Below are 23,064 nucleotides of genomic sequence, written 5' to 3'. Positions count from 1 at the left end.
AATCCACCCAAATCCACCCAAAAATAGAGTTTTATAAGGGAAGTAAAAGTATGTTATAATCCTCTATGAAACCAATAATAATAAGGTTTGGTCAATAGAAGTATAATAAAATACGTTTGAAATAACGCGCCCTGAGGGAATCGAACCCCCGTCTCAAGAACCGGAATCTTACGTGATATCCACTACACTAAGGGCGCAAGCACGAATACTAGTTTATCGGATATTACGAAAAAAAACAAGTGGGAGATTGAAATTTATGAAATTTGAGCAGCACTTGTCTCAACAGCAAAAGCAGGTACAAAGACTTGCGATGACTCAGCAGCTTCAGCAGTCGATACAAGTCCTGCAGTACAATACAGAAGAGCTTCAGGTATTCATCGAAAACAAGGCGTTGGAAAATCCTTTGATTGAGCTGCAGAATAACGTAAGCGATTTTACTTATCCAGGAAGTTCATCAGGACAATATAATAGTGAAAAAGATTCCAATTTGATGAACCAGATTCCTGACAATCACCTATCCCTATTTGAGTATATGATCGATCAGATTCATTTGAATTATCGAGGCACTTTTTTACGTAAGCTCGTTCTTTTTTTAGCGGAATTCATTGATTTAAATGGTTACTTAACGATATCTCTTGAGAAGGCAGCTGAACAAACCGGAGCAGATGCAATTCAGATTTTGGATGCATTGGTTCTTTTACAGCAACTAGATCCTGCCGGTGTCGGTGCGAGAGACTTGAGAGAATGCCTGTTGCTTCAAGTTGAGAGAGACGACCGCTCTCCCGCATTGGCATATATTATTATTGAAGAAGAGTTTGAAGCTTTTGCTAATCGGAAGTGGTCACTGATAAGTAAGAAATTTGACATTGAGCTGTCAGAGGTACAAGAGGTTTTTGATTATGTACAGACACTTACCCCTTCACCGGGAAATGTATTTGGCTCGACGGCTGGTCTATATATTCGACCAGACTTAAAAGTGAAAATCAGTGAAGGACGACCAATCGTTGTTTCCAATAAGGAAGGATTGCCGACCATTCGCTTTCAACAAGCATATTTCAGCAAAATGGAAAAGATTGCTGATCCTGAAGTTCAAGAATATATTTCTGAAAAGAAAAAGGAATTTGAATGGTTGCAGAAAACAATGGTTCAGCGTGGAGATACGATTTTGAGGGTTGGGACAGAGATTGTTGAGCGTCAACAGGATTTCTTCATGAAGCCTGAACGTCCGTTGAAACCAATGACACTGAAAGAGATTGCTGAGAAGCTGGATATTCATGAATCTACAGTTAGTCGAACCGTTAACGGAAAGTATCTGGAAACGGATTTTGGTTCATTCGAATTGCGTTCGTTCTTCTCACAAGGCTTAGCTAGCTCAGATAACGATGGAGAAGATACTTCTGTCAGTGATGTGAAGAAACAAATCAAGCTGTTGATTGAACAAGAAGATAAAGCGAAGCCAATCTCAGATCAAAAGCTGGTTGAAAAGCTAAAAGAGAGCAATATTGAAATTGCTCGACGAACGGTAGCAAAATATCGGGAAGCATTGAACATTCCATCATCATCTAAACGAAAGAGATACGACTAAAAAAATGGAGCCTCAAACGTATCTATGTTTGAGGCTCCATTTTTTTGTTAATTATCATGAACCTACAATTGTAATCATCCATGCTATATCATAGATAGGGCATTCTAAGAGAGCTTGCTCTTCTAATAAGAGACTTAAGTGATTTAGAAGTGTGGATTTTTTGTGTAAAGACAAATAAAAAAGCTCTGAATCTCTTGTTATACAAAGGATTCAAAGCTGTAACATGAAGCCACCTGCCGGGCTCGAACCGGCGACCCCCACCTTACCATGGTGGTGCTCTACCAACTGAGCTAAGGCGGCATATATCTCACACAAGATACAGAATAACGTATAGACCATAGGTTGTCAACTTTTTTTCAAGAAAAAAATATCGGAAATGATTATAACCAAATGTAATGAAAAATATGCTTATCCAATATTCGATAGCAAGTTGAAAGAATGAAAATCAGGTGATGATTTCCAAGTTTATTTGGAAACCATCGCCTGTCTTTTTGCTCGTTTGAATGTTTGCAGCTGATTTTGTTCAATAATCTTTCGTAGTTCAACGATATTTCGCTGCGAAAGGATATCCTCAACGACAACAACGCGCTCACCAGTTAGGTATTGAATCTGGTGATTGCTGACATAAAGGTCGCTTTTTTCAATCGAGTCTATTTTTTGTGTATTTAAAAGCGAGAGTGTCTGGGTTGTAACAACAACGTTAGTTGAAAAGGTCATGCGAATGATAGAGCCCATAACCTCTGCATGTTCCTTGCCCAAATCGCTTAAAACAGTGATGGAAACACGACCTCTTTTTTTGTACAATTGTGTCGGCAGGTCCTGCCAATAAAGCATGAGGCAATGGAGAATTTCATTCAAGTACATTGTTTTCCAGGGAAAACTACTTTCCTTTTCCAATCTGGCCAATGCTTTGGAAGTAAAGGCAGATAGGAGGATGAAATTTTGCTTGATCGATTTCCCGGAATAAAGAAAGCGCGAATAGATGATATGCTTCTTATAAGGATATATTTGATGAAGGCAATAGATATTTCTAATGATTTTGGAGATTTTTGTCCGACTGCGTTCATCAATTGAAATCTGCAAGCTATCTACAACTTCATCAATCAGAAAATCAACAGAATTCTGTACCTGATCTTCTTCAGTTGTTTTCCAGCAAGACAGCCACCAAAAAACTGTGTAGCTAAAATCTTCATACCAATCTGAACCTAGCGAAATATCCAGGTCACTGATAAACGGCAATAGTTCATTTTTATATTCGTCTGCAGTAACAGCGCCGATTCTGGTTTTGAACACAGCTTTGCTTATCATATCCTCTGGGGCATACCCTTGCTCAAGCCTTGTAAGTGTTACAGCGACTAAAAAAACTAGGTGAATGAGACGGATATCACTGAGATAAAGTTGAAAATCTTCATTCAATTTTTCCACAAGCTTCAAAATTTTTTCTTTTTCATAGTTGAAGGGCCAACGATGAAGTCCATATACCTCAACAAAATAATAAGAGAAAAAATAACGAATTTCCCGTTCATTGTTCCCTGATAATACAAAGGGATTTCTTTCAAGAAGCAGGTTTCTTTCCTTTAATGGGATGTTTATTTTTCTGTAGAGGCGATAGAGGGTGGAGTTACTCATAAAGCATCTTTTTTCTAATTCGTCTGAGCTTTCTCCGGGGTTGAAAAAAACCGCTTCCAATAAAGTGAAGGCATCTGAGCTTTTAAGGATATCTGCATAAATATCATGAACAGAGTGATTAGAGGAAATTGACATTTTCAAACCATTCTTTTTTGAAATATCGATAGTCAAATGATTTTTCCAGCTGGATTCTAAGTAATCACAGTCTTTGAATACTGTTTTTACAGAGCAATGAAGCTTAGCTGCCAAGCGTTCTGCTGTGATCCAATCTTCTGCACCATAGAGCCAATTCAATAACAGGATTCTTCGAGCTATTTTAGTAGAAAGCAGTCGTTCCATAGTCGTTTTCATCTCCTTATTTCAAAAAGTTCTTATCAAAAGAAAAAATAGAAATATCTCGCTTATATCAAGGATTATATCATTATTTTTGTTGGATTTTAACATTTTTTCTAAAATTTATACTAGAGGTTTTTCAAAAAAAGTTATATGATAACAGTGTAATCAACAAGCAGATTTTAATTATCGATAGATACAAAACAAACCGTTTGCAAATGGCTTCTACAACCAATTAGTCGACCGAGTTTTTGTATCTTACGTGAGCAAAGCGAAGAAGCTCATTATTCTAAAAGAGAGTCTCCTCCATCATCAATTGATCGAAGCAGAATTATCGTATATATCGCGACCTTTTAAGAGTAGGTATCGTTGTATATAAATAAGACCTGAAAAGGGTTAATGTTTATAAGAGTATGTAGATTTTCCCCAAAAATTTACGTAAATTGACAGGCTTGAAGTGGCATTCATCAGGAATGTTCTTCAAGCCTGATTTATTTATTACCTTTTTTCGGAAGCAGCAGCTTTTTGTTTAGCACTCGTATAAGCAAAAAGCTGGTTTTGCTCAATGATTTTTCTCAAATCAACAATATTTTTTAACGAGAGAATATCTTCAACGACCACAACTTTTTCTTGAGACATATATTCTACATGATGGTTACTGACATAGAGATCTCGTTGACTGACTGGCTTACCCTTTGGCGGATCGAATAAAGAAGCATTTTGGGTAGTCACACTAACATTATTCAAAAACGTCATCTTCAGAATAGTTCCCATGACCTCTGCGTGCTCTTTTCCGAGATCACTTAATACTGCAATAGATACTTTTCCTCGATTATTAAATAACTGCGTCGGCAAATCTTCCCAATAAAGCATAAAATCATGGAGTACTTCATTTAGGTAGAAGGTTTTCCATGGAAGTCCTTCTTTCTCTTCGAATTCAGTCAAGGCTTTAGAGATTCGAGTTGAAAAAAGGATAAAGTTTTGTTTGATTGATTTTCCTGAATAGAAGAAACGAGAATAAATAATATGCTTTTTATAAGGATAGATTTTGTGATAACAATAGAGATTTTGGATTATCTGGACAAGTTTCTTTTTGCTAGCATCATCAATTGACGTTTTCAGCTCGTTATTTACCTCGTGAATCAGCTGCTCAGTAACCTCATTCGTTCGCTGTTCAGCCGAGTCATCTTTTCCAAAAATCCACCAGAAAACTGTGTAACAGAAATCTTCCTGCCAATCTGCTTGGGGATCAAAGTCTATATCTTCCACAAGAGCTGTCAGGTCTTTAGAGTAGCGGTCTATCTGGCATTGAGTCAACTTCGTTTCAAAACAGTCTTCTTGTTTCATTTCGTTTTCTGTCGAAAATCCCTGACTGATCCTAGTCAATGTCACGGCGATGGAAAAGGCTAATTGAATAATGCGGAAGTCACTAAGATACAGTTGGAAATCCAAATTGATTTTTTTCGCTAACTGAACCAGTGCTGCTTTATCGAAACGAAAAGGCCATTTATGAACACCATAAACCTCGATGAAATAAGAAATAAAGAAGTAGCGAATTTGTCTCTCACCTTCTCCTGAAAAGACAAACGGATTGCTGTCTATTCGTAAATGACGTTCCTTTAAACCGTTATTCAGCTTTCTGGATAAACGATACAGAGAGGAGCTGCTTAAGAATACTCTGCTTGCCATCTCTTCAGAACTTTCATTTGGATGGAAGAAGATTGCTTCCATCAAGGTAAAGGAATCCGAGCTTTTGATAATATCGACATAGATGTCGTGAATGGAGTGGAAGGTGGAGATCGTTAATTTGATTCCACTTTTTTTAGATACTTCTATCATTAGTTGATCTGACCAGCGCTCTTCAATATATCGACAATCCGCCAAGACGGTTTTGGTCGAACAATGGAGTCTCGCTGAAATTTTTTCTGTTGTCAACCAGTCATCCGCACCGTAAAGAAGGTTTAGTAGTAAAATTCTCCTGGTCATTTCAGTTGTGATAAGTTGTTCCATAATTCTGTTCTCCCTTAGTTTCAAATTGTTCTCATGTTTGAGAAGATTTTGAAATAATCCTGTTACAACAAGGATTATACCATGTTTTTTCATGAAAATTAAATGATATAGGTTTCTTATCGTTAGTTGTTTCAGACGATTAGCTATATGATAAACGTGTAGAAGGCAAACGGATTTTAAAATATCGATAAATGTAAATCTCATCAAGAAACAGGAGGGATTTATCATGAAAGCCAATGGATTGAAATTCGTCATAGCGCTAGCTTTATTAACTGTCGCAGGAGGAACAACTTATGCGGAAATCCGTCATCAGTCTGCCGATGATCAGATCACAGAAACGACCACGGAGACAAGTGATGAAGATACTACTGCACCAATTATTTCCGCTGACAATGTCACGGTAACTGTTGGTCAAAAGGTAAATGTTTTAGATGGTGTTACAGCAAAAGATGATCAGGATGGAGATATTTCAGCTAGAATAGTTGCAGATAAAAGTTTAGATACATCTGCTGCCGGTAAACAGATTGTTCACTACTCTGCAACAGACAACAGTGGTAATATCGGCTGGATCGATCGTACATATACTATTGTAAAGCCGAAAGCTGAGAAAAAAGCGGAAGCTGTTGCTGATAGTGCAGAAAAAGAGGCTGCGGTACAGGAAGCTTCTGCTATAGAAGAAACACCAGTAACTGACGAAGCTGCAGTAGTTGAAGCTGCACCAACAGCGGAAGCAGCTAGCGAAACAACAACTGTCACAAATACGATCGATGGGGCAGCAGCTGCTCCACAGGAACCAAGCGCACCTGCACACCAAGCGATGACAATGTATATCAATGGGGCGGCGATTCCTTATCAAAATGGAGGTTCTGCCGGTCAAAGCATCATTGATGGAAATCCGAATGGTACTGTTTCAACATGGGGCGGTGCAGCGGTACAGTCAGGCAGCGATGGTCTGAATACACATTTCATCGGTCATAATCCTGGAATCTTCAGTGCTATTTTCGGACTTGGCGGAGGCAGCCAAATTATTGTTACTGACGGCGCGGGAAATGCAACAACCTATACGGTCAGTAGTGTGACGACGGTTGATGATTATGCCACAGAAATCAGCACCGGCAACAATATCTGGGATATGGTCACAGGTACTGGCGGCGGCGAGCGAATTACGTTGCAGACATGTATTGACGATACGACTAACCTGATCGTCTTTGCATATAAATAATAGAGAACCAGAGTCAAGAGTTTGTAGATTTTCCCCAAAATTTACTTAACCAATCAGGCAGGAAGTACAATCAAAAATGATTGTGTTCCCTGCCTGATTAGTTTTTTATAGTAATAGGCAAAGGTAAAATTTTATAGTGCAGCAAAGAAAACCTGTTGGATAATTTATTCACAGACTTATTTTTTGTGTTTTGTATTCTTTCTATAGAGGATTTTGACTTTACAACAGATTCTAGTTCTATTTTGACAATACTTGTGAAAGTTTCATGATTTTTCAGTCGATCAATGGTAAAATGAATGAGGTAGAATGAGAAAAATGGAGGAAATCATGGGCAGCAAATATAAAGATGATACATTGCGAATTTTTAGTTTGAATGCCAACAAGCCTCTAGCGGAAAAAATCGCTAAGGTAGTTGGGACAGAATTAGGAGAAAGCACGGTTCGTCAGTTCAGCGACGGCGAGATTCAAATCAACATCGAAGAAAGTATCCGAGGAGATCATGTTTATTTGATTCAGGCAACGAATGCACCTGTAAATGACCATTTAATGGAACTTCTGATTATGATCGATGCATTGAAGCGAGCGAGTGCAAAAACAATCAATGTGATACTTCCTTACTATGGCTATGCCCGTCAGGACCGCACAGCGAAGCCAAGAGAACCGATCACTGCAAAGCTAGTGGCAAATATGCTGGTAGAAGCAGGAGCAACACGTCTTTTGACCTTGGATCTGCATACTGTACAGGTACAGGGCTTCTTCGATATTCCTGTTGATAATCTATTTACTATGCCGCTGTTTGCACAGCATTACCAAGATCAGAAGCTTACCGGAGAAAACATTGTCGTCGTTTCTCCAAAAAATAGCGGGGTCCAAAGAGCACGCAGCCTTTCAGAATATCTGGATGCTTCGTTGGCAATCGTGGATCAAGAAGAGGTGGACGGTGTTCGCTCTGGCTATGTGATTGGGGAAGTGAAGGGAAAGACTTGTATTCTGGTAGATGACATCATCAATACTGGTGAAACTTTGACTGTTGCCGCTGAGATCTTGGCAGAGAATGGAGCTGCTGAGGTTTATGCATGTGGTTCACATGGGTTGCTGTCTTCCGGAGGGAAAGAACGAATCGATGCATCACCAATCAAACAGCTATGTATCACAGATTCTGTGGTTGTTACTGAGGATCGCAGACCAGACTGCTTAGCTATTGTGTCTTGTGCACCGCTTATGGGGGAAGCTCTGAAGCGAATCCATGAAAATACACCGATGAGTCCACTATTTCATTTAAAGAAAAAGTGATTGTCTATTTAAAAGAAACTTGAAAGAAAAACGGCTGGACGAATTATCTTCTAGCCGTTTTATCTATTCTTAGTTTGATGTGTTCAATCTATAGAATAGAAATATTTTGTATGGATTTTAAAGGGAAAATCGGGAGAAACAAAAAATATATTTCAGCAATTATAGATTCGGGAAGATTGGAAGGAGAACGTATGAAAGAACAGAAAAAAGGGATTATTTTAGGGCTGGCAGCGTATATCTTATGGGGGATCATTCCCTTATATTGGAAACTGCTGCCGACAGTCAATTCAATGGATATCCTGTGTTATCGCATTGTATGGTCGTTCTTATTTATGGGGATTTATATTTTGATCACTAAGCGCGGATTAGCATTTATGCAGGAAGTAAAATCCGTATTGAGGGATAGAAAAAAAGTGATCGGAATCGTTGCTGCAGCAATTTTGATCTCGATCAATTGGTTTACGTTTATCTATTCAGTCAGTCAAGGACGAGTAACAGAAGCTAGCTTAGGTTATTATATGAATCCACTGGTAAATGTTTTACTGGGAACAGTTATTTTAAAGGAAAGATTGAACAGAGCTGGTATTGTCGCTTGTTTATTGGCGTTGACCGGTGTATTACTTCTGACGATTCAAACGGGTGTGGTACCATATGCTTCTTTGATCATGGCATTTTCGTTTAGCTTTTATGGTCTGATGAAGAAAAAAATCGAGATCAGCTCGTATACTGGGCTGACGCTAGAGACATTTGTCATCTTACCAATTGCCTTGGTGTATCTGTTTTTCTTCTCAGAAAAAGGGTTTATGGCATATGAAATAAATATTAATCTTTTGTTGATGGGGGCTGGAATCGTTACAGCAATCCCGTTGCTGCTTTTTGCAGAGGCTGCCAAACGAATTTCTTATATCATTGTCGGCTTCATTCAGTATATCAATCCGACAATCATGCTGCTTTTTGCTGTTTTTCTATTTAAAGAACCATACACAAGTGCTCAGTTTACAGCCTTTGGTTTTATTTGGTTGGGAATCGCAGTCTTTACTTACAGCAGTTATCTGACGTTTAAGAAGGAACAGAAGATTTTAGGGGAATAAAGATACTTTGAGGAATCTTGCGGTGTGTGCTAGAATGACTCAATGACAGTATCAAGAAAGGACGAAACCGATGAAATACATTTATTTAGATCATGCAGCAACAACACCTATGCATCCGGATGTGATCGAAGAAATGACAGTAGTGATGAACAGCATTTTCGGCAACCCATCTAGTATCCATGGAGTGGGACGAGAGGCACATCATAAATTGGAAACGGTTCGTCAGGTCATTGCAGATAGCTTGCAGGTCAAGCCTCATGAAATCATTTTTACAAGCGGCGGGACTGAAGGCGATAATACTGCAATTATTGAAACGACTGAAATGATGAAGGATCAAGGGAAGCATATCATTACAACAGCAGTAGAGCATCCTGCAGTGTTACAGCCACTACATTATTTGGAAAACAAGGGCTATGAAGTAACCTACCTGCCAGTCGATGAATCAGGAAGAGTAAGGCTGGAGGATCTTTCTGTTGCTCTAAGAGAAGATACGATTTTGGTTTCTATCATTTATGGAAATAGTGAAACAGGACAATTGATGCCAATCAAAGAAATTGGAGAATTGTTGAAGGAGCATCCGGCGGTGTTCCATACAGATGCTGTTCAAGCTTTTGGTTCTGAAAGAATCGCCCCAGAAGAAATGGGGATCGACCTCCTTAGTGCATCAGCGCATAAAATCAATGGACCAAAAGGCGTGGGCTTTTTATACAAGAGAGATGGTCTGAAATTTCAGCCCTTATTACGTGGCGGTGAACAAGAAGAAAAAAGGCGAGCAGGAACGGAAAATATTCCCGGTATTGCTGGGATGGGGAAAGCTGTTGAGTTGTTGACTGATGAGGAAAAGGAAAATCATAAAATCAGAAATAAGGGATTTGAGGATATTATTCTGAATAAGCTGAGCGAAGCAGGAATCGACTATCAGGTCAACGGTGATCGTGAAAATAAGCTATCTCATATTTTGAATATTTGGTTCAAAGGTGTTTCCAGTGATCTGCTTTTGATGCATCTTGACTTAAATGGAGCAGCAGTGTCGATTGGTTCAGCTTGTACAGCGGGAACAGTCGATCCGTCCCATGTATTGGAAGCTATCTACGGAAAAGGTCATCCGGCGGTCAAGGAATCACTTCGAATCAGCTTTGGCTATGGCAACACAATAGAAGAAATCGAACGATTTGCAGATTTATTGATCAAAACAGCGCAGCGCTTAAAAAACTAAGGCAATGTCCATAGAAATTGACTGGAATCGATACTCCTTTCTTGTCGAATCATTCTGCATGAATTGTTGGATTTATACAAAATACAGACCAATGAACTTGAATGAATAGTTGTTTCTTCAACAATATATAGATATAATAATAGATGAAATGAATTAAAGAGGTGAGAAAATGGCATTTGAAGAAAAAGCAGCAGTAGAGGGATCAGATGTTTTTTATAAGATGAACCCAGCTGCAAAACGTTATACATTAAGAGATAATGGGTTTACAGAAACGAATTCCGGCAATTTTCAATTGATCCGTTCATTGGATGCGACACCACAAAGCAAAGAAGGCTTCAAATTGAAAATCACGATTGCCAAGGATTTAAAAACATTGAAGATGTCGGTGACGACTGCCAACGGGTTGAAATCAATGAATATCTTCAAAAATGAGAAGCATGCAATGAGTCAGGAGAAATTCTATTTTCTGATGGACGGCATGATCAGTAGAGGCGTACTGGAAAAAGTATAAGAGCTGACACTTAAGAGGTTGAGAGTTTTCTCAGCCTCTTTTTATTGCTGTAAAACCAAAATTTTAAGCAACTAAAAAATTAATTTCATAACATTGATAAAAATGAAGAGTATATATGAAGTGAATAAGCCAGCCTTAATTGAATAACAAAAATGGGCAAAATATTCCTCTACAAGTCAAAAAATCTATATGAAAGCGCTTGACATAATTTTAGTTTAACGTTAAACTTGGTCTTGTAAGATTAAGTTTAACGTTAAACCTTATAAATTCTAGGAGGGCTTACAATGAAAAAGAAGTTCATCACAGCATTGTTTTCAGTATTACTAGTTGGCGGGTTGGCTGCCTGTTCCTCATCCAGTAAAGATGAAGGGGCAAGCTCTGGTACAAAGGATACAACAGAAGATAAAGGCATGGATGTCCTTGGTCAGACTGTTCAGTTTGATCCCAACAAGCTTGTAAACAAAGGGGAACCAATCAAAATTGACTATTGGACATGGAATGAAGGCGATCCGGCGATTGAAATGGCAAAGGAATATGAGAAAATCTATCCTAATGTTGAAATCAAGATTGTCAATCAACCGTGGGAAGATTATTGGACAAAACTGCCATTGTCACTAAAGGGCAAGGATGGACCAGCAATTTTTAATATTCATAATTCGCAGCATGACATTTTGATTCCATACTTGGCTCCTTATGACATTCCAGTGGATGACTTAAAAGCAGATTTCACATCTGTTGATCCTCATGTGATCGACGGCAAGGTTTATTATACAGACAGCTTGATCAATACAGGAAATATTTATTACAACAAGGCAATGTGGAAAGAAGCTGGACTGACTGATGCAGACATCCCTAAAACCTGGGATCAGTTCCGAGAAGTAGCGAAAAAGCTGACAAAAACAGAAGATGGTCAAATCACACAGGCTGGCTTCAACTATAACTTTGAAAATTACAGTGCAATTTATGAAGGCCTGAACTATCAAAAAGGAACACTGTTGTTCAATGAAGATGGCACGAAGGTCAACTATGATAATGAGACAACGATTGAAAATATGCAGTTCCTGATTGATCTGTATGAAAAAGATAAGGTTGGATCAAAAGACTTTGGTAAAGAAGCAAAACAGAGCTTTGGTAATGGTCAATCAGCCATGGTTTATATGTGGGGCTGGTATTTGAACGAACTGAATACCAACTATCCTGATATTGATTTCGGTGTTTTTGCTACGCCGACACCAACAGAAGAAACACCATTTGCTTATGACCGTTATAACGGGGAAAGTACGCCGGGAATCAATAAGAACCAAACAGATGAGCAGCAGGCTGTTGCTCAGGATTTCTTGAAATATTGTTTAGCAAATGATGAGTACTCTAAAAAAGGTGCACTCTCACTTGCATCATTCCCTACGAAAAAATCGTTGGCAGATGATTCTGAAATTTTAGAAAATCCGGTTTTGAGTGCCATTGCACCTCGTGTTGATCGCTTGATTTGGCCGGGAGCATTTCCAGCAACTGTAGAAAAAACTGCAGATCAAACCTTGGACGATGTGCTTTATAACGGAAAAGATATGAAGCAAGCAATCAAAGATGGACAAGAAAAGATGGAGTCTGAAATGAAGGATACCGATTTCACTTCACTTGAATCCAGCTATGAATTCTTTGACGAAGCAAAATAGATAGGTTTTGAAAGAGGTTGAGATAAAAGCGTTAAGCTCTGGGAAATAAGCCGGATGATCCGAAAACTGTTTCTCATATTTTTGAGAGTATTCGGCTTATTTCCGAGTGAGCTGCTTTTGCGTCTACGGTTCTCGCTTCGCTCTGATCCTCGAAGCACAAAGAGATTGGAACACTGTTTATTCAGCTTTAGAGTAAATAAAAGAGTGGGAACTGACTATCGTACCACTCTCTTTCAAAAGAATGAAGGGGGAGTAATCATGGAACAAAAAACAATAAAACCTGCATTCATAAATCTAAGGAATGTGACGATCACATTATTGGTCATCTATTTTGCTATTTTTCTAGTTTATCCAATCTATAAAGCTTTTGCGGGAAGTTTACACGACTGGAATCCACTGATTGATAAATACGATTATGTTGGTTTTGAGAATTTTAAAAATGTCTTAACGAACAAGCTGTTTTGGAGCTCAATGAGCAATACATTCATTTTTTCATTCTTTGCTGTATTGTTTCGGGTTGTGCTTGGATTAGGTTTAGCGACGTTGCTGTATTCAAAATTGGCACGCTTCAAAACCTTCTTCAGAGGAATGTTTTACATGCCGACGATCACGCCGCTGGTAGCTGTATCCTTTGTCTGGATGTGGATGTTCAATCCGCAGTTCGGTCTGATCAACAAAATCTTCGATTTAGATATCAACTGGTTGATGAACTCGAAATGGGCGATGCCTGCAATTATTATCATGACGATTTGGAAGGACTTCGGGTATGCGACAGTGATCTTTCTAGGAGGTTTGATGGGTCTGCCGGAGGATGTATTTGAAGCAGCGGATATTGACGGTGCGAATAAATGGCAGAAATTCAGCCGTATCACTTGGCCTCTGCTGCGACCAACAACATTGTTTGTTGTGATCACGTCACTGATTACATATTTACAAGCGTATATTCAAATATTGATCATGACGAAAGGCGGACCGGGAACAAGCACCTATGTTATTTCATATCTGATTTTTGACGAAGCATTTGAAAAATATAATTTTGGGACCGCTTCTGCTATGGCAATCATTCTATTTGTGATTATTGGTGCTTTAACGATCATCATGTTTAAAATCACCGGGGAAGGGAAGTTGGATAAATGAAAACGAAAAAGATCTTTTTCAATCTATTCTTGTTGTTTTTAGCATTGGTAACAGTTGTGCCGTTTGTCTGGATGCTTCTATCTTCCTTTGCAACCAATCAGGAGATCGTCAGAGTGGATGGCGGGCTGTTTCCAACACCCAGCACATTTCAAAACTATGTAGATGTTCAAGAGAAGTTCAATTTTATGCGGATGTTCTTCAATAGTTTGTTCATCTCAGTAGCAATCACAGCCATTACGATTTATTCAAGCGCATTGGTGGGATTTGTTTTTGCAAAGTTCCGTTTTAAAGGAAGAAATTTGTTGTTTGGTGTCGTACTAAGTACGATGATGCTGCCATGGGCGGTAACGATCATTCCAAAATATGAGATGATGATGGATTTCGGTTGGCTGGATTCTTATAAAGCATTGATCATTCCGGCTATGGTGAGTGGATTTGGGATTTTCATGTTCCGCCAGTCCATTTCACAAATTTCTGATGAAATGCTTGAGGCTGCGCGGGTCGATGGGGCATCAGATTTCTTTATTTTCCATAAGATCATTTTGCCAATGTCCCGTAATACGATTGCCAGTCTAGCAATTTTTCAGTTCTTATGGAGCTGGGAAGACTTCCTGTGGCCCTTCTTAGTGATCAACGATGAGAAGAAGCAATTGATTTCTGTTGGACTACGTATGTTCAACGGACAATATGGTACGGATTATGGTGGTTTGTTTGCAGCAACATCAATATCCATTATCCCGGTAATCATTGTTTATATCATTTTCCAGAAGCAGTTTATTGCCGGTGTGGCAACGGGTTCGGGAAAATAAGAAAAGAAAGTTTGCATACTATTTTGACTTACAGATATAATAGTTGTAAATAAACAAGAAGACGGTGAAGAATATGCGGGTAACAATCAAACAGATTGCCAAAGAAGCTGGGGTGAGTATCACCACTGTTTCTAATGTCATCAATAAAAAGGCTCATCGAGTTTCTAAAGATAAAATTGAACTGATCGAAGAGATCATCAAGAAATATAATTATACACCGAATATGAATGCACGAGCGTTGGTACAGTCCTCCTCTAAGCTGATAGGATTGCTGTACTACTCGGATAAAGTGGATGTTGATTTCTCAGATCCCTTCGTTACAGAGGTGCTGGAGGGGATTGAACGTAAGGCGAAAGAGGCCGGAATGTTCACTCTGATCCATAATGTGACTTCTGTTGAAGATGTGGAAGCGGTTCAAAGGAATTGGAAATTTGAAGGGTTCATTGCTGTTGGTGTTTCTCCGCAGTTTTATAGTGAGATAAACAAGATCATCCAGTCGCCGATCGTATTTGTTGATACGCATTTAGCAAAAAAACAGGAGTATCTGGCTGAAAACAGCCATGATCGAGTATTCATCAATTCGGATGATTTCGAAGCTGGAATGATTGCAACGAATTTTCTGATTGAGAACGGTCATGAAAAATTTGCCTTTCTGACCTATCCATTTGATGAAGACACAACGGGAGTCATTGAGCAGCGATATCAAGGCTTTAAGAAGGCTTTGAAGGATCATCAGCTTAGCTTTGAACGGAAATATCTATTTCGTCGAAGTGAGTTTGACAAAATGGCTAAACAGCTGCAGAAGTTTACAGCTGTTGTCGTAACAGCCGATTTTTTGGCTGCATCCTTTATCCATTTTTTGAAAGAACAGGGCATGTATGATAAAGAAAAGATATCTATCATCGGCTTTGATGATATTCGTTATGCAGAGATCAATGATCCGCCGCTGACAACAATTCGTTTGGATCATGTAAAAAAAGGTGAGATGGCATTAATAAAGCTGATCGCAATCATAGATCAGTCTGATGAAGAGGTTCAGCCGCTGTATTTACTTTCAGGTGAGCTGATTGTTCGTCAATCTGTAACAAAAATCAATTAGACAATAGAAAAAAATGAGATAGGACAGGGATGTTTTTGTGGACATCCTCGGTCTCTTATTCAAAAAAAGTACCTTAAATGAAAAATGGTGGTGTGTAATTTATGGCAAAAGCTGCAGATGATTATTTTAAATTAGATCCTTGGAAAATCATTGAAGAAGGTTTTGATCCAGAGTATGAACGTGTAACTGAATCGATTTTTTCTTTAGGAAATGAATATATGGGGATTCGCGGTTATTTTGAAGAGGGAACCTCTGGTGACAGTCTTCTGGGAAGCTATTTTAATGGTATTTATGAGTTCAGTCGAAAAGAAGCACTTTCACACTACAAAGGAATTGTAACAAAACCACATTTTATGTTGAATGCAGTGAATTGGCTGGATACAGAGATTCGTTTGGAAGATGAAACGCTGGATATGAATAGGGTTCATTTGGATGATTTTTATCGTGAACTGGATTTGAAAACTGGTGTTTTAACGCGCTCGTTTATCTGGAAGACAAAGACAGGGAAGCAGCTAAAGGTGAGGTTTGAGCGATTTCTTCATATGGAGAAGTCATCAAATGGGTATCAGCAGCTTAGTTTCGAACCACTAAACTTCTCAGGCGATATTCATGTAAGTATGGGGATTGATTTCAATACAAAGCATGGGGAAGAACCAATTTCTTTTTGGAAAGAGCAGGAGAAGGGGACGCTGAATGATCAGGGGGATTTAGCAATCATCGGACAAACACTTACGACAAAACAGCAAATTTTCTCTGGTTTCCATCTAGAAATCAATCAAGCATATGAAAAGAAGAAAATAGAGGCTGAAAAGAAAATCAGCTATAGCTTGACTATACCATTGACTAAGAATGAAGAAACAATTGTTAAAAAGTTAGTTGTGAATGTGATCAAAAAACAAGAAGTATCAAAGGATGTTATGTGGCAGGAAGGTAGTACAGCACTAGCTGACTCAGTGAAGCTAGGTTATGAACAAGCTAAAAAAGATCAGAAGGATTATTGGACATACATTTGGGATCACTTTGATATCCAAATTGATGGCGATGAGAAAAATCAACAAGGAATTCGTTTTTGCATCTTCCAACTGCAGCAGACGTATCATGGACAGAATCCTTCCAATAATATTGGGGCTAAAGGATTGACGGGAGAAGCCTATAGCGGGCATGCGTTCTGGGATACAGAGACCTGCTGCCTCCCCTACTATCTATTCAACAATCCAAAAGCAGCAAAAAATCTGTTGGAATTTCGCTATTCTACGTTGGATGCAGCAAGAAAAAGAGCACGTGATTTGGACTGTACAGGGGCTTGTTACCCAATAGCCACCTTGAATGGTGAAGAAGCCTGTGATCTTTGGCAGCACGCCAGTACACAGTTTCAACCAAGTACAGGCGTTGCTTATGGTATCTGGCATTATGTTCATTTGACAGAGGATCAAGATTTTCTTTATGATCATGGCGTTGAAATGCTGGTGGAAATTTCTCGATTTTTAGAATCTCGAGGTGATTGGAGTCAGTTGACGAAAAAATTTGGCTTTTATGGTGTGATGGGACCAGATGAATTTCAGGTCATGGTCAATCATAATGCTTATACAAATTATATGGCGCAACAGACCTTTGACTTTACGATTCAAGTGCTTGAGGAAATGAGTGTGGAAGCACCTGGACAGCTGAAGCAGTTGTTGACTAAAACCAATCTCACTGAAGAAGAATGGCGTCAGTGGCAGCACTCCGCAGAAGAAACGCTTTTCTTCGAAAGTGAGGATGGTGTGATCGAACAACATGAAGGATATTTTGATTTGCCGCATATTGATATCGACCAGATTCCAATTTCTGATTTTCCATTATACAGTCACTGGTCGTATGATCGGATTTATCGAAATGATATGATCAAACAGCCGGATGTACTGATGTTTCAGTTTTTGTATAATCAGCGGTTTTCAGAAGAATCTAAGCGAGTCAATTATGATTATTATGAACCGAGAACGATTCATGAGTCTTCTTTGTCACCGTCTATTCATTCCGTATTGGCGGCTGAGTTAGGAAAATTTGATGAAGCCTTTGACTTCTTCAGCTTTGCTACTCGAATGGATTTGGATAACTACAATCGAAACACGAACGAAGGACTGCACACGACCTCAATTGCCGCTGCCTGGATGAATATTGTCTATGGTTTTGGCGGATTACGCAGTGACGGCAGTCAGCTGATTCTTAGCCCGGTAGTGCCAAAACAATGGGACGGTTATTCATTCCGCATCGAGTACCGAAATCGTATTGTAGAAGTGAAGGTAACAAGGTCAACGGCTAAGATAAGCATAGTGAAGGGAGAAAGCATTCTTTTATCTGTGTATGGAGAAGAACGATTGATTGATGCAGAAGGAACGGAGCTGGCTATCCCTAAAGAAAAGCTGCAGCAAGTGTAACAAGTTGATTCAGCAAGTGTTTATCTAGCGGAATAAATGAGCTTTTGCCAACAGTGAGAGATGGAGAGTTGAACAACAGCGATCCATCTCTTTTGGCTAAAGAAATCTCTATGAATAATGTTTGATGGATCAAAAGCGAGAGCAAGTTGTGAAAAGCTGCTGGATTGATTTTAGCAGATGAAAAGGCAGAGGAGGAAAATCATGAGTTGGATTATTTCAGAAGCTGGCAGACAGCTTGAAAAGACGATTGATTTTGGAAATAAGTTTCTCATAGGAAATGGTTATTTTGGTTATCGCGGCACAATGGAAGAATATGGAAAAGAAGAGCTTCCGGCATGTAACTTATCTGGTATCTATGATCAGCAGGGGACTGCCTGGCGTGAACCAATCAACGCACCAAATGGGCTATATACACAATTGTTTGTTGAGGATGAACCACATGATCTTCGTACGGGTGAAATCGTGGCACATTCTCAACAGTTGGACATGTTGCGGGCAATTCATCAGCGTAAAACAGTTTTCTCAGGGCGTGCTGGAAAAGTGACTATAGAAAGTGATCGTTTTGCGAGCAGTACAGATAATCATCTGCTGCATATGATTTATTCCTTTTCTTTAGAAAAAACAGCAAGAGTTCGACTAGTTACTGGAATCGATGGCGATGTCTGGGATATCAACGGTCCTCATTTATTTGATTACAGCTATTATTCAGAAAGTCGGACGATTGCAGTGACTGCGGTAAGTGGGGAATTAGGCCATAAGATTGCGGTGGCAGATACGATTTCCTTATCATTCGAAGGGGAGGTACGTATTTTTGAAACGGAAAAAGGACTATTTCGTCAAATCGAGTTTATCGCTCAGGCAGGTAAGAGCTATCATTTTACCAAAGCTGTTGCTGTATACACTTCTCAGGATGTAGAGATTCCTTTAGAGCAGGCAATCAAGGCCAGTTTTTCTGCAAATAAGACAGGGTATAAGCTGGCAAAAAGTAAGCATGTGGAAGAATGGAAAGAGCGTTGGACAATGTCGGACGTTTTGATTGAAGGAGACGAAAAAGCACAGCTGGCGCTTCGCTATAGTATCTATCAGCTGTTGATTCTTGCCCCTCAGCATGGACAGACTACTTCTATTCCGGCAAGAGGATTGTCCGGTCAGACATATAAAGGTGCCGTATTCTGGGATACAGAGATGTTTATGCTGCCGTTCTTTCTTCATACTGACCCTGAAACAGCAAAAAATCTAATCAAATATCGCATCCAAACTTTGGATGGTGCACGAGCAAAGGCAGCAGAGTATGGCTTTCGTGGTGCCTTTTATGCATGGGAAAGTCAGGAGAATGGGCAGGATGCCTGCTCGGATTATAATGTTACGGATGTATTTACCAATCGACCGATGCGGACTTATTTCAGAGATAAACAGATTCATATCAGCAGCGCTGTTGCTTACGGCATTTGGCAAACTTATGTAATGACAGATGATCGCTCATTACTCTTGAATGGCGGGGCAGAAGTGATCCTGGAATGTGCTCGTTTCTATAGCTCCTACGCGTATTATCAGGCAGAGAAAAAACGATTTGAGCTGGTGGATGTGATTGGTCCGGATGAATACCATGAACGTGTGTACAATAATGCCTACACCAATAAAATGGCTGCGTATACGATCGACATCGCTGTGAAGGCGTTAGAGGCATTAAGAGACGTTCCGGATTATCGTGAGGCATTGATTCGAAAGCTTGATTATCAGGAGGATATGGAGCAATTAGCAGCAATGAATGCTGAATTATATGTTCCCGAGCCAAATGATGAAACAGGCTTGATTGAGCAGTTTGATGGGTATTTTAAACTGGAGGATGCAACGGTAGAGGCAGTACGTTCGCGCTTGATCGATCCCAAGGAATATTGGGGCGGTGCATATGGTGTTGCTGCGGATACTCAAGTATTGAAGCAGGCAGATGTTGTGCTGTTATTGACCCTATTTAAAGAAGAATATACAGAAGAAGTCAAAAGAAAAAATTGGCAGTATTATGAACCTAGAACAGAACACGGTTCTTCGCTGAGTCCCTGTATTTATGCATTGCTTGCTTGTGATATTGGCGATCCGGAATGGGCCTACCCCTATTTCATGAAAACAGCATCTGTCGATCTAACAGGAGAGTCTAAGCAATTTGCCGGAACAATTTATATTGGCGGTACACATCCGGCAGCGAACGGTGGAGCATGGATGGCTGCGGTTTTGGGCTTTGCTGGTCTTGAAATTCGGGAAGGAAAAATTACTGTTACACCTCAATTACCTGAAAAATGGCAAAAAATGAGCTTCAAGATTCAAGTGAAGGAAGATGTTTATCAAGTAGAAGTGACCAAGGAAGGTGGAAATATATGGAAGCAATGAAAGGAGCCATCTTTGATTTAGATGGTGTACTGGTGGATACAGCGAAATATCATTATCTGGCATGGAAAAAACTGGCGAACCAGCTAGGTTTTGATTTTAGCGAAGCAGATAATGAGCAGCTGAAGGGTGTAAGTCGGGCACGTTCGTTAGAAATCCTCTTGGAAATTGGCGGGATTCAAAAGGATGAGCTGGAGCAAAGTCGACTACGGGAGATGAAAAACAACTGGTACTTGGAATTCATCAAAGATATGACCGTAGATGAGCTGCTGAAAGGAGCAAAGGAGTATCTTCTTCAATTGAAGCAGGAGGAAGTGAAAATCTCTTTAGGCTCTGCCAGTAAAAATGCAGTATCCATTTTGAAAAGCTTGGATATCTATGATTTATTTGATGAAATCATTGATGGAACGAAGGTGGAAAATGCGAAGCCCGATCCGGAGGTTTTTCTAAAAGCAGCTGAGGGGCTTGGTTTAAAGCCGAAAGAGTGTGTCGTGTATGAGGATGCTCAAGCAGGAGTTTTGGCAGGAAAAGCGGCAGGAATGTATGTGATCGGTATCGGGGAAAAAGAGAATCTCCCTGAGGCAGATAAAGTAGTAGATGGTTTGTATGAATTAGTAAAATAGTCCAAGGAAACGGCAAAGCTTTTTACAGCTTTGTCGTTTCTTTATTCCTAAAATAGCGTTTAATTGATACGAAAAAGGGGGAATAAAATGTGTATGAAGCAATAGCTAAGAAGTCTGTTAAGCTTACGGCTAACATCTTTACATCTTGAAAAATCCTAGTATAATGGGTATCACTGGAAACAGCGACCTTCAAATCGTGGATATTTCAGAATCTATATGAAATGATGGTGATACAATGAAAGACAACAGTGAAACACGTGTTGTTGTCGGAATGAGTGGCGGTGTCGATTCATCAGTAACAGCTCTTCTTTTGAAAGAACAGGGCTATGATGTTGTCGGTATCTTCATGAAAAACTGGGATGATACAGATGAAAATGGTGTCTGTACAGCGACAGAGGATTATAAGGATGTAGCAAAGGTTGCTGATCAAATCGGTATCCCCTATTATTCTGTCAACTTTGAAAAGGAATATTGGGATCGAGTGTTTGAATACTTTTTGGCGGAATATCGCCGAGGCAGGACACCAAATCCGGATGTCATGTGCAACAAGGAAATCAAATTTAAAGCATTTTTGGATTATGCCATGCAATTGGGTGCAGACTTTGTAGCAACCGGTCATTATGCTCAAGTGAGTAGAGATGAAGATGGCACAGTCCATATGCTTAGAGGCGTAGATGATAATAAAGACCAAACGTATTTCTTGAGTCAATTATCTCAAGAACAGCTTGCAAAAACGATGTTCCCGCTTGGCGGTATGGAGAAATCTGAAGTAAGAGCGATTGCCGAACGTGCCGGACTGGCGACAGCGAAGAAAAAGGATTCTACAGGTGTTTGCTTTATCGGAGAAAAGAATTTTAAATCCTTTTTAAGCAACTACCTGCCTGCACAAAAAGGGAATATGGTTACCGAAGACGGCGAAATCAAAGGACAGCATGACGGATTGATGTATTATACGATTGGTCAACGTCAAGGTCTGGGTATCGGCGGTGGTGGTAAAACACAAGATCCTTGGTTTGTGATTGGTAAGGATCTGGCAACGAATACGTTGTATGTGGGACAAGGATTTCACCATCCAACTCTTTACGCGACACACTTGGACGCCAGTGAAATTCATTTTACGACAAATGAAGAAAGACCAAAAGAATTCCGTTGTACGGCAAAATTCCGTTATCGTCAACAAGATGTACCTGTAACTGTCCGTTTATTGGATGATAATCGAGCAGAAGTGATTTTCGATGAACCAGTTCGAGCAATCACACCAGGACAAGCAGTTGTTTTTTATGATGGTATGGAGTGTCTTGGCGGCGGTCTGATCGATCAAGCATATAAAGAGGAAGCAGTTCTTCAATATATCTAATACAAATGGGTGTCAAGCAAGTTTCTAAAAGGCTTGATACCCAATGAATAATTCGAACTAAACGAGCTCTTTTGCTTCGTTTAGTTTTCCTATTCATTGTTATTTAATAAATAACTGATGTTTTTTAACAGTTCAATTACTTGCAACTTCTGATGGAACTGACTACAATAGCACTTGTATGAAATTAAAGAGGTGAAAAATGTGTACCAAGTAATAACAATGTATGGTGATAATGAACCATGGTGGTTTTTCGAAGACTGGCAGGAAGACATCGTGGAAAAGCGCGAATTTGATTGTTTGGACGAAGCAGCTACATACTACCTGCAGCAATGGCAGGAAATTTCTTCAGAATATACATATACGAATGCAAAGCCCAACTATCTTTCTGCTTTCTGGAACGAAGGCGATGAACGTTGGTGCGATGAATGTGATGAAGACCTTCAGCAATACAAAGGGTTGGCTTTGTTGCAAAACGATAAGCCTGTAACCTTTGAAAGTGTGAAGGATCTTTATGAAACGGCTGATCAGTGCGGGAAACCGAAGTGCTGTAAAAGCAGCCTTGTAAACTAATTTATGAGCAGAACGTAAAGACACTAAAAAATTCGTTCTGAGTTTAAGAATGAAACATAGTATTGCTATTTGAAAGACTGCCTATTTGAGTTTGGAACATCGGAGTA

Annotated in this window: 17 protein-coding genes and 2 tRNA genes; 15 read left to right on the top strand and 4 right to left on the bottom strand. The window is 39.5% G+C overall.

Translation table 11 applies throughout. The annotated features are described in order from the left end of the window. Positions 1-125: 125 nt before the first annotated feature. Positions 126-197 (bottom strand) — tRNA-Arg (locus I6N96_RS03150). 59 nt (positions 198-256) lie between these two features. Here I6N96_RS03150 and rpoN point away from each other — a divergent pair. Further along, positions 257-1,585 carry an RNA polymerase factor sigma-54 gene (gene rpoN, locus I6N96_RS03145; protein WP_209556033.1) on the top strand — a complete coding sequence of 443 codons (1,329 nt, stop codon included), beginning with the start codon at positions 257-259 and terminating at the stop codon, positions 1,583-1,585. A 227-nt stretch (positions 1,586-1,812) separates the two neighbouring features. Here the strand turns inward: rpoN and I6N96_RS03140 are convergent. The 3 genes from I6N96_RS03140 to I6N96_RS03130 form a co-directional block, all read right to left on the bottom strand. Continuing rightward, positions 1,813-1,885 (bottom strand) — tRNA-Thr (locus tag I6N96_RS03140). A gap of 165 nt (positions 1,886-2,050) precedes the next feature. Beyond that, positions 2,051-3,553, bottom strand: a complete 1,503-nt coding sequence (locus tag I6N96_RS03135) for an AcpB/EbpR/MafR family transcriptional regulator (protein ID WP_209556032.1) — start codon at positions 3,551-3,553, stop codon at positions 2,051-2,053. A 492-nt stretch (positions 3,554-4,045) separates the two neighbouring features. After that, positions 4,046-5,557 (bottom strand): AcpB/EbpR/MafR family transcriptional regulator, encoded by a 1,512-nt coding sequence (locus I6N96_RS03130; RefSeq protein WP_209556031.1) that lies wholly within the window; start codon positions 5,555-5,557, stop codon positions 4,046-4,048. A 226-nt stretch (positions 5,558-5,783) separates the two neighbouring features. Between I6N96_RS03130 and I6N96_RS03125 the strand changes: the two genes are divergently transcribed. From I6N96_RS03125 to I6N96_RS03060, 14 genes are all read left to right on the top strand, one after another. Further along, entirely contained in the window at positions 5,784-6,779 is a 996-nt protein-coding gene (locus tag I6N96_RS03125) for a sortase domain-containing protein (RefSeq protein WP_209556030.1), read from the top strand. 327 nt (positions 6,780-7,106) lie between these two features. Next, on the top strand, positions 7,107-8,072 hold the full coding sequence (locus I6N96_RS03120; RefSeq protein ID WP_209556220.1) for a ribose-phosphate diphosphokinase: 966 nt from the start codon (positions 7,107-7,109) through the stop codon (positions 8,070-8,072). Positions 8,073-8,263: 191 nt separating this feature from the next. Continuing rightward, positions 8,264-9,163: an EamA family transporter RarD gene (gene rarD, locus I6N96_RS03115; RefSeq protein ID WP_209556029.1), complete on the top strand. Its 900-nt coding sequence runs from the start codon at positions 8,264-8,266 to the stop codon at positions 9,161-9,163. A 70-nt stretch (positions 9,164-9,233) separates the two neighbouring features. Next, the gene (locus tag I6N96_RS03110) at positions 9,234-10,379 is read left to right on the top strand and encodes a cysteine desulfurase family protein (RefSeq protein ID WP_209556028.1); all 1,146 of its coding nucleotides are present in this window, start codon (positions 9,234-9,236) and stop codon (positions 10,377-10,379) included. A 169-nt stretch (positions 10,380-10,548) separates the two neighbouring features. Beyond that, entirely contained in the window at positions 10,549-10,890 is a 342-nt protein-coding gene (locus I6N96_RS03105) for a DUF1831 domain-containing protein (protein ID WP_209556027.1), read from the top strand. Between the two features lie 284 nt (positions 10,891-11,174). After that, a complete protein-coding gene (locus I6N96_RS03100) occupies positions 11,175-12,563 on the top strand; it encodes an extracellular solute-binding protein (RefSeq protein ID WP_209556026.1) in 1,389 nt (462 codons plus the stop codon). Positions 12,564-12,821: 258 nt separating this feature from the next. Continuing rightward, on the top strand, positions 12,822-13,700 hold the full coding sequence (locus I6N96_RS03095) for a carbohydrate ABC transporter permease (protein ID WP_209556025.1): 879 nt from the start codon (positions 12,822-12,824) through the stop codon (positions 13,698-13,700). Next, entirely contained in the window at positions 13,697-14,509 is an 813-nt protein-coding gene (locus I6N96_RS03090) for a carbohydrate ABC transporter permease (RefSeq protein WP_209556024.1), read from the top strand. Before I6N96_RS03095 ends, I6N96_RS03090 begins: the two co-directional genes overlap by 4 nt. A gap of 73 nt (positions 14,510-14,582) precedes the next feature. Beyond that, entirely contained in the window at positions 14,583-15,608 is a 1,026-nt protein-coding gene (locus I6N96_RS03085) for a LacI family DNA-binding transcriptional regulator (RefSeq protein ID WP_209556219.1), read from the top strand. Positions 15,609-15,709: 101 nt separating this feature from the next. Then, entirely contained in the window at positions 15,710-18,025 is a 2,316-nt protein-coding gene (locus I6N96_RS03080) for a glycoside hydrolase family 65 protein (protein ID WP_209556023.1), read from the top strand. A gap of 201 nt (positions 18,026-18,226) precedes the next feature. Beyond that, positions 18,227-20,410, top strand: a complete 2,184-nt coding sequence (locus I6N96_RS03075) for a glycoside hydrolase family 65 protein (RefSeq protein WP_209556022.1) — start codon at positions 18,227-18,229, stop codon at positions 20,408-20,410. Then, positions 20,398-21,030 carry a beta-phosphoglucomutase gene (pgmB, locus tag I6N96_RS03070; protein WP_209556021.1) on the top strand — a complete coding sequence of 211 codons (633 nt, stop codon included), beginning with the start codon at positions 20,398-20,400 and terminating at the stop codon, positions 21,028-21,030. The genes I6N96_RS03075 and pgmB overlap by 13 nt, the downstream gene beginning before the upstream one ends. A 235-nt stretch (positions 21,031-21,265) precedes the next feature. Further along, on the top strand, positions 21,266-22,387 hold the full coding sequence (gene mnmA / locus I6N96_RS03065) for a tRNA 2-thiouridine(34) synthase MnmA (RefSeq protein WP_209556020.1): 1,122 nt from the start codon (positions 21,266-21,268) through the stop codon (positions 22,385-22,387). Between the two features lie 201 nt (positions 22,388-22,588). Continuing rightward, positions 22,589-22,957: a DUF1033 family protein gene (locus I6N96_RS03060; protein ID WP_209556019.1), complete on the top strand. Its 369-nt coding sequence runs from the start codon at positions 22,589-22,591 to the stop codon at positions 22,955-22,957. The last annotated feature ends 107 nt before the right edge of the window (positions 22,958-23,064 follow it).

The sequence above is a fragment of the Enterococcus larvae genome, from assembly GCF_017830045.1.
Classification (GTDB): domain Bacteria; phylum Bacillota; class Bacilli; order Lactobacillales; family Enterococcaceae; genus Enterococcus_L; species Enterococcus_L larvae.
Note: the sequence above shows the minus strand (reverse complement) of the source record. Positions and strands in the feature narration are given on the sequence as shown.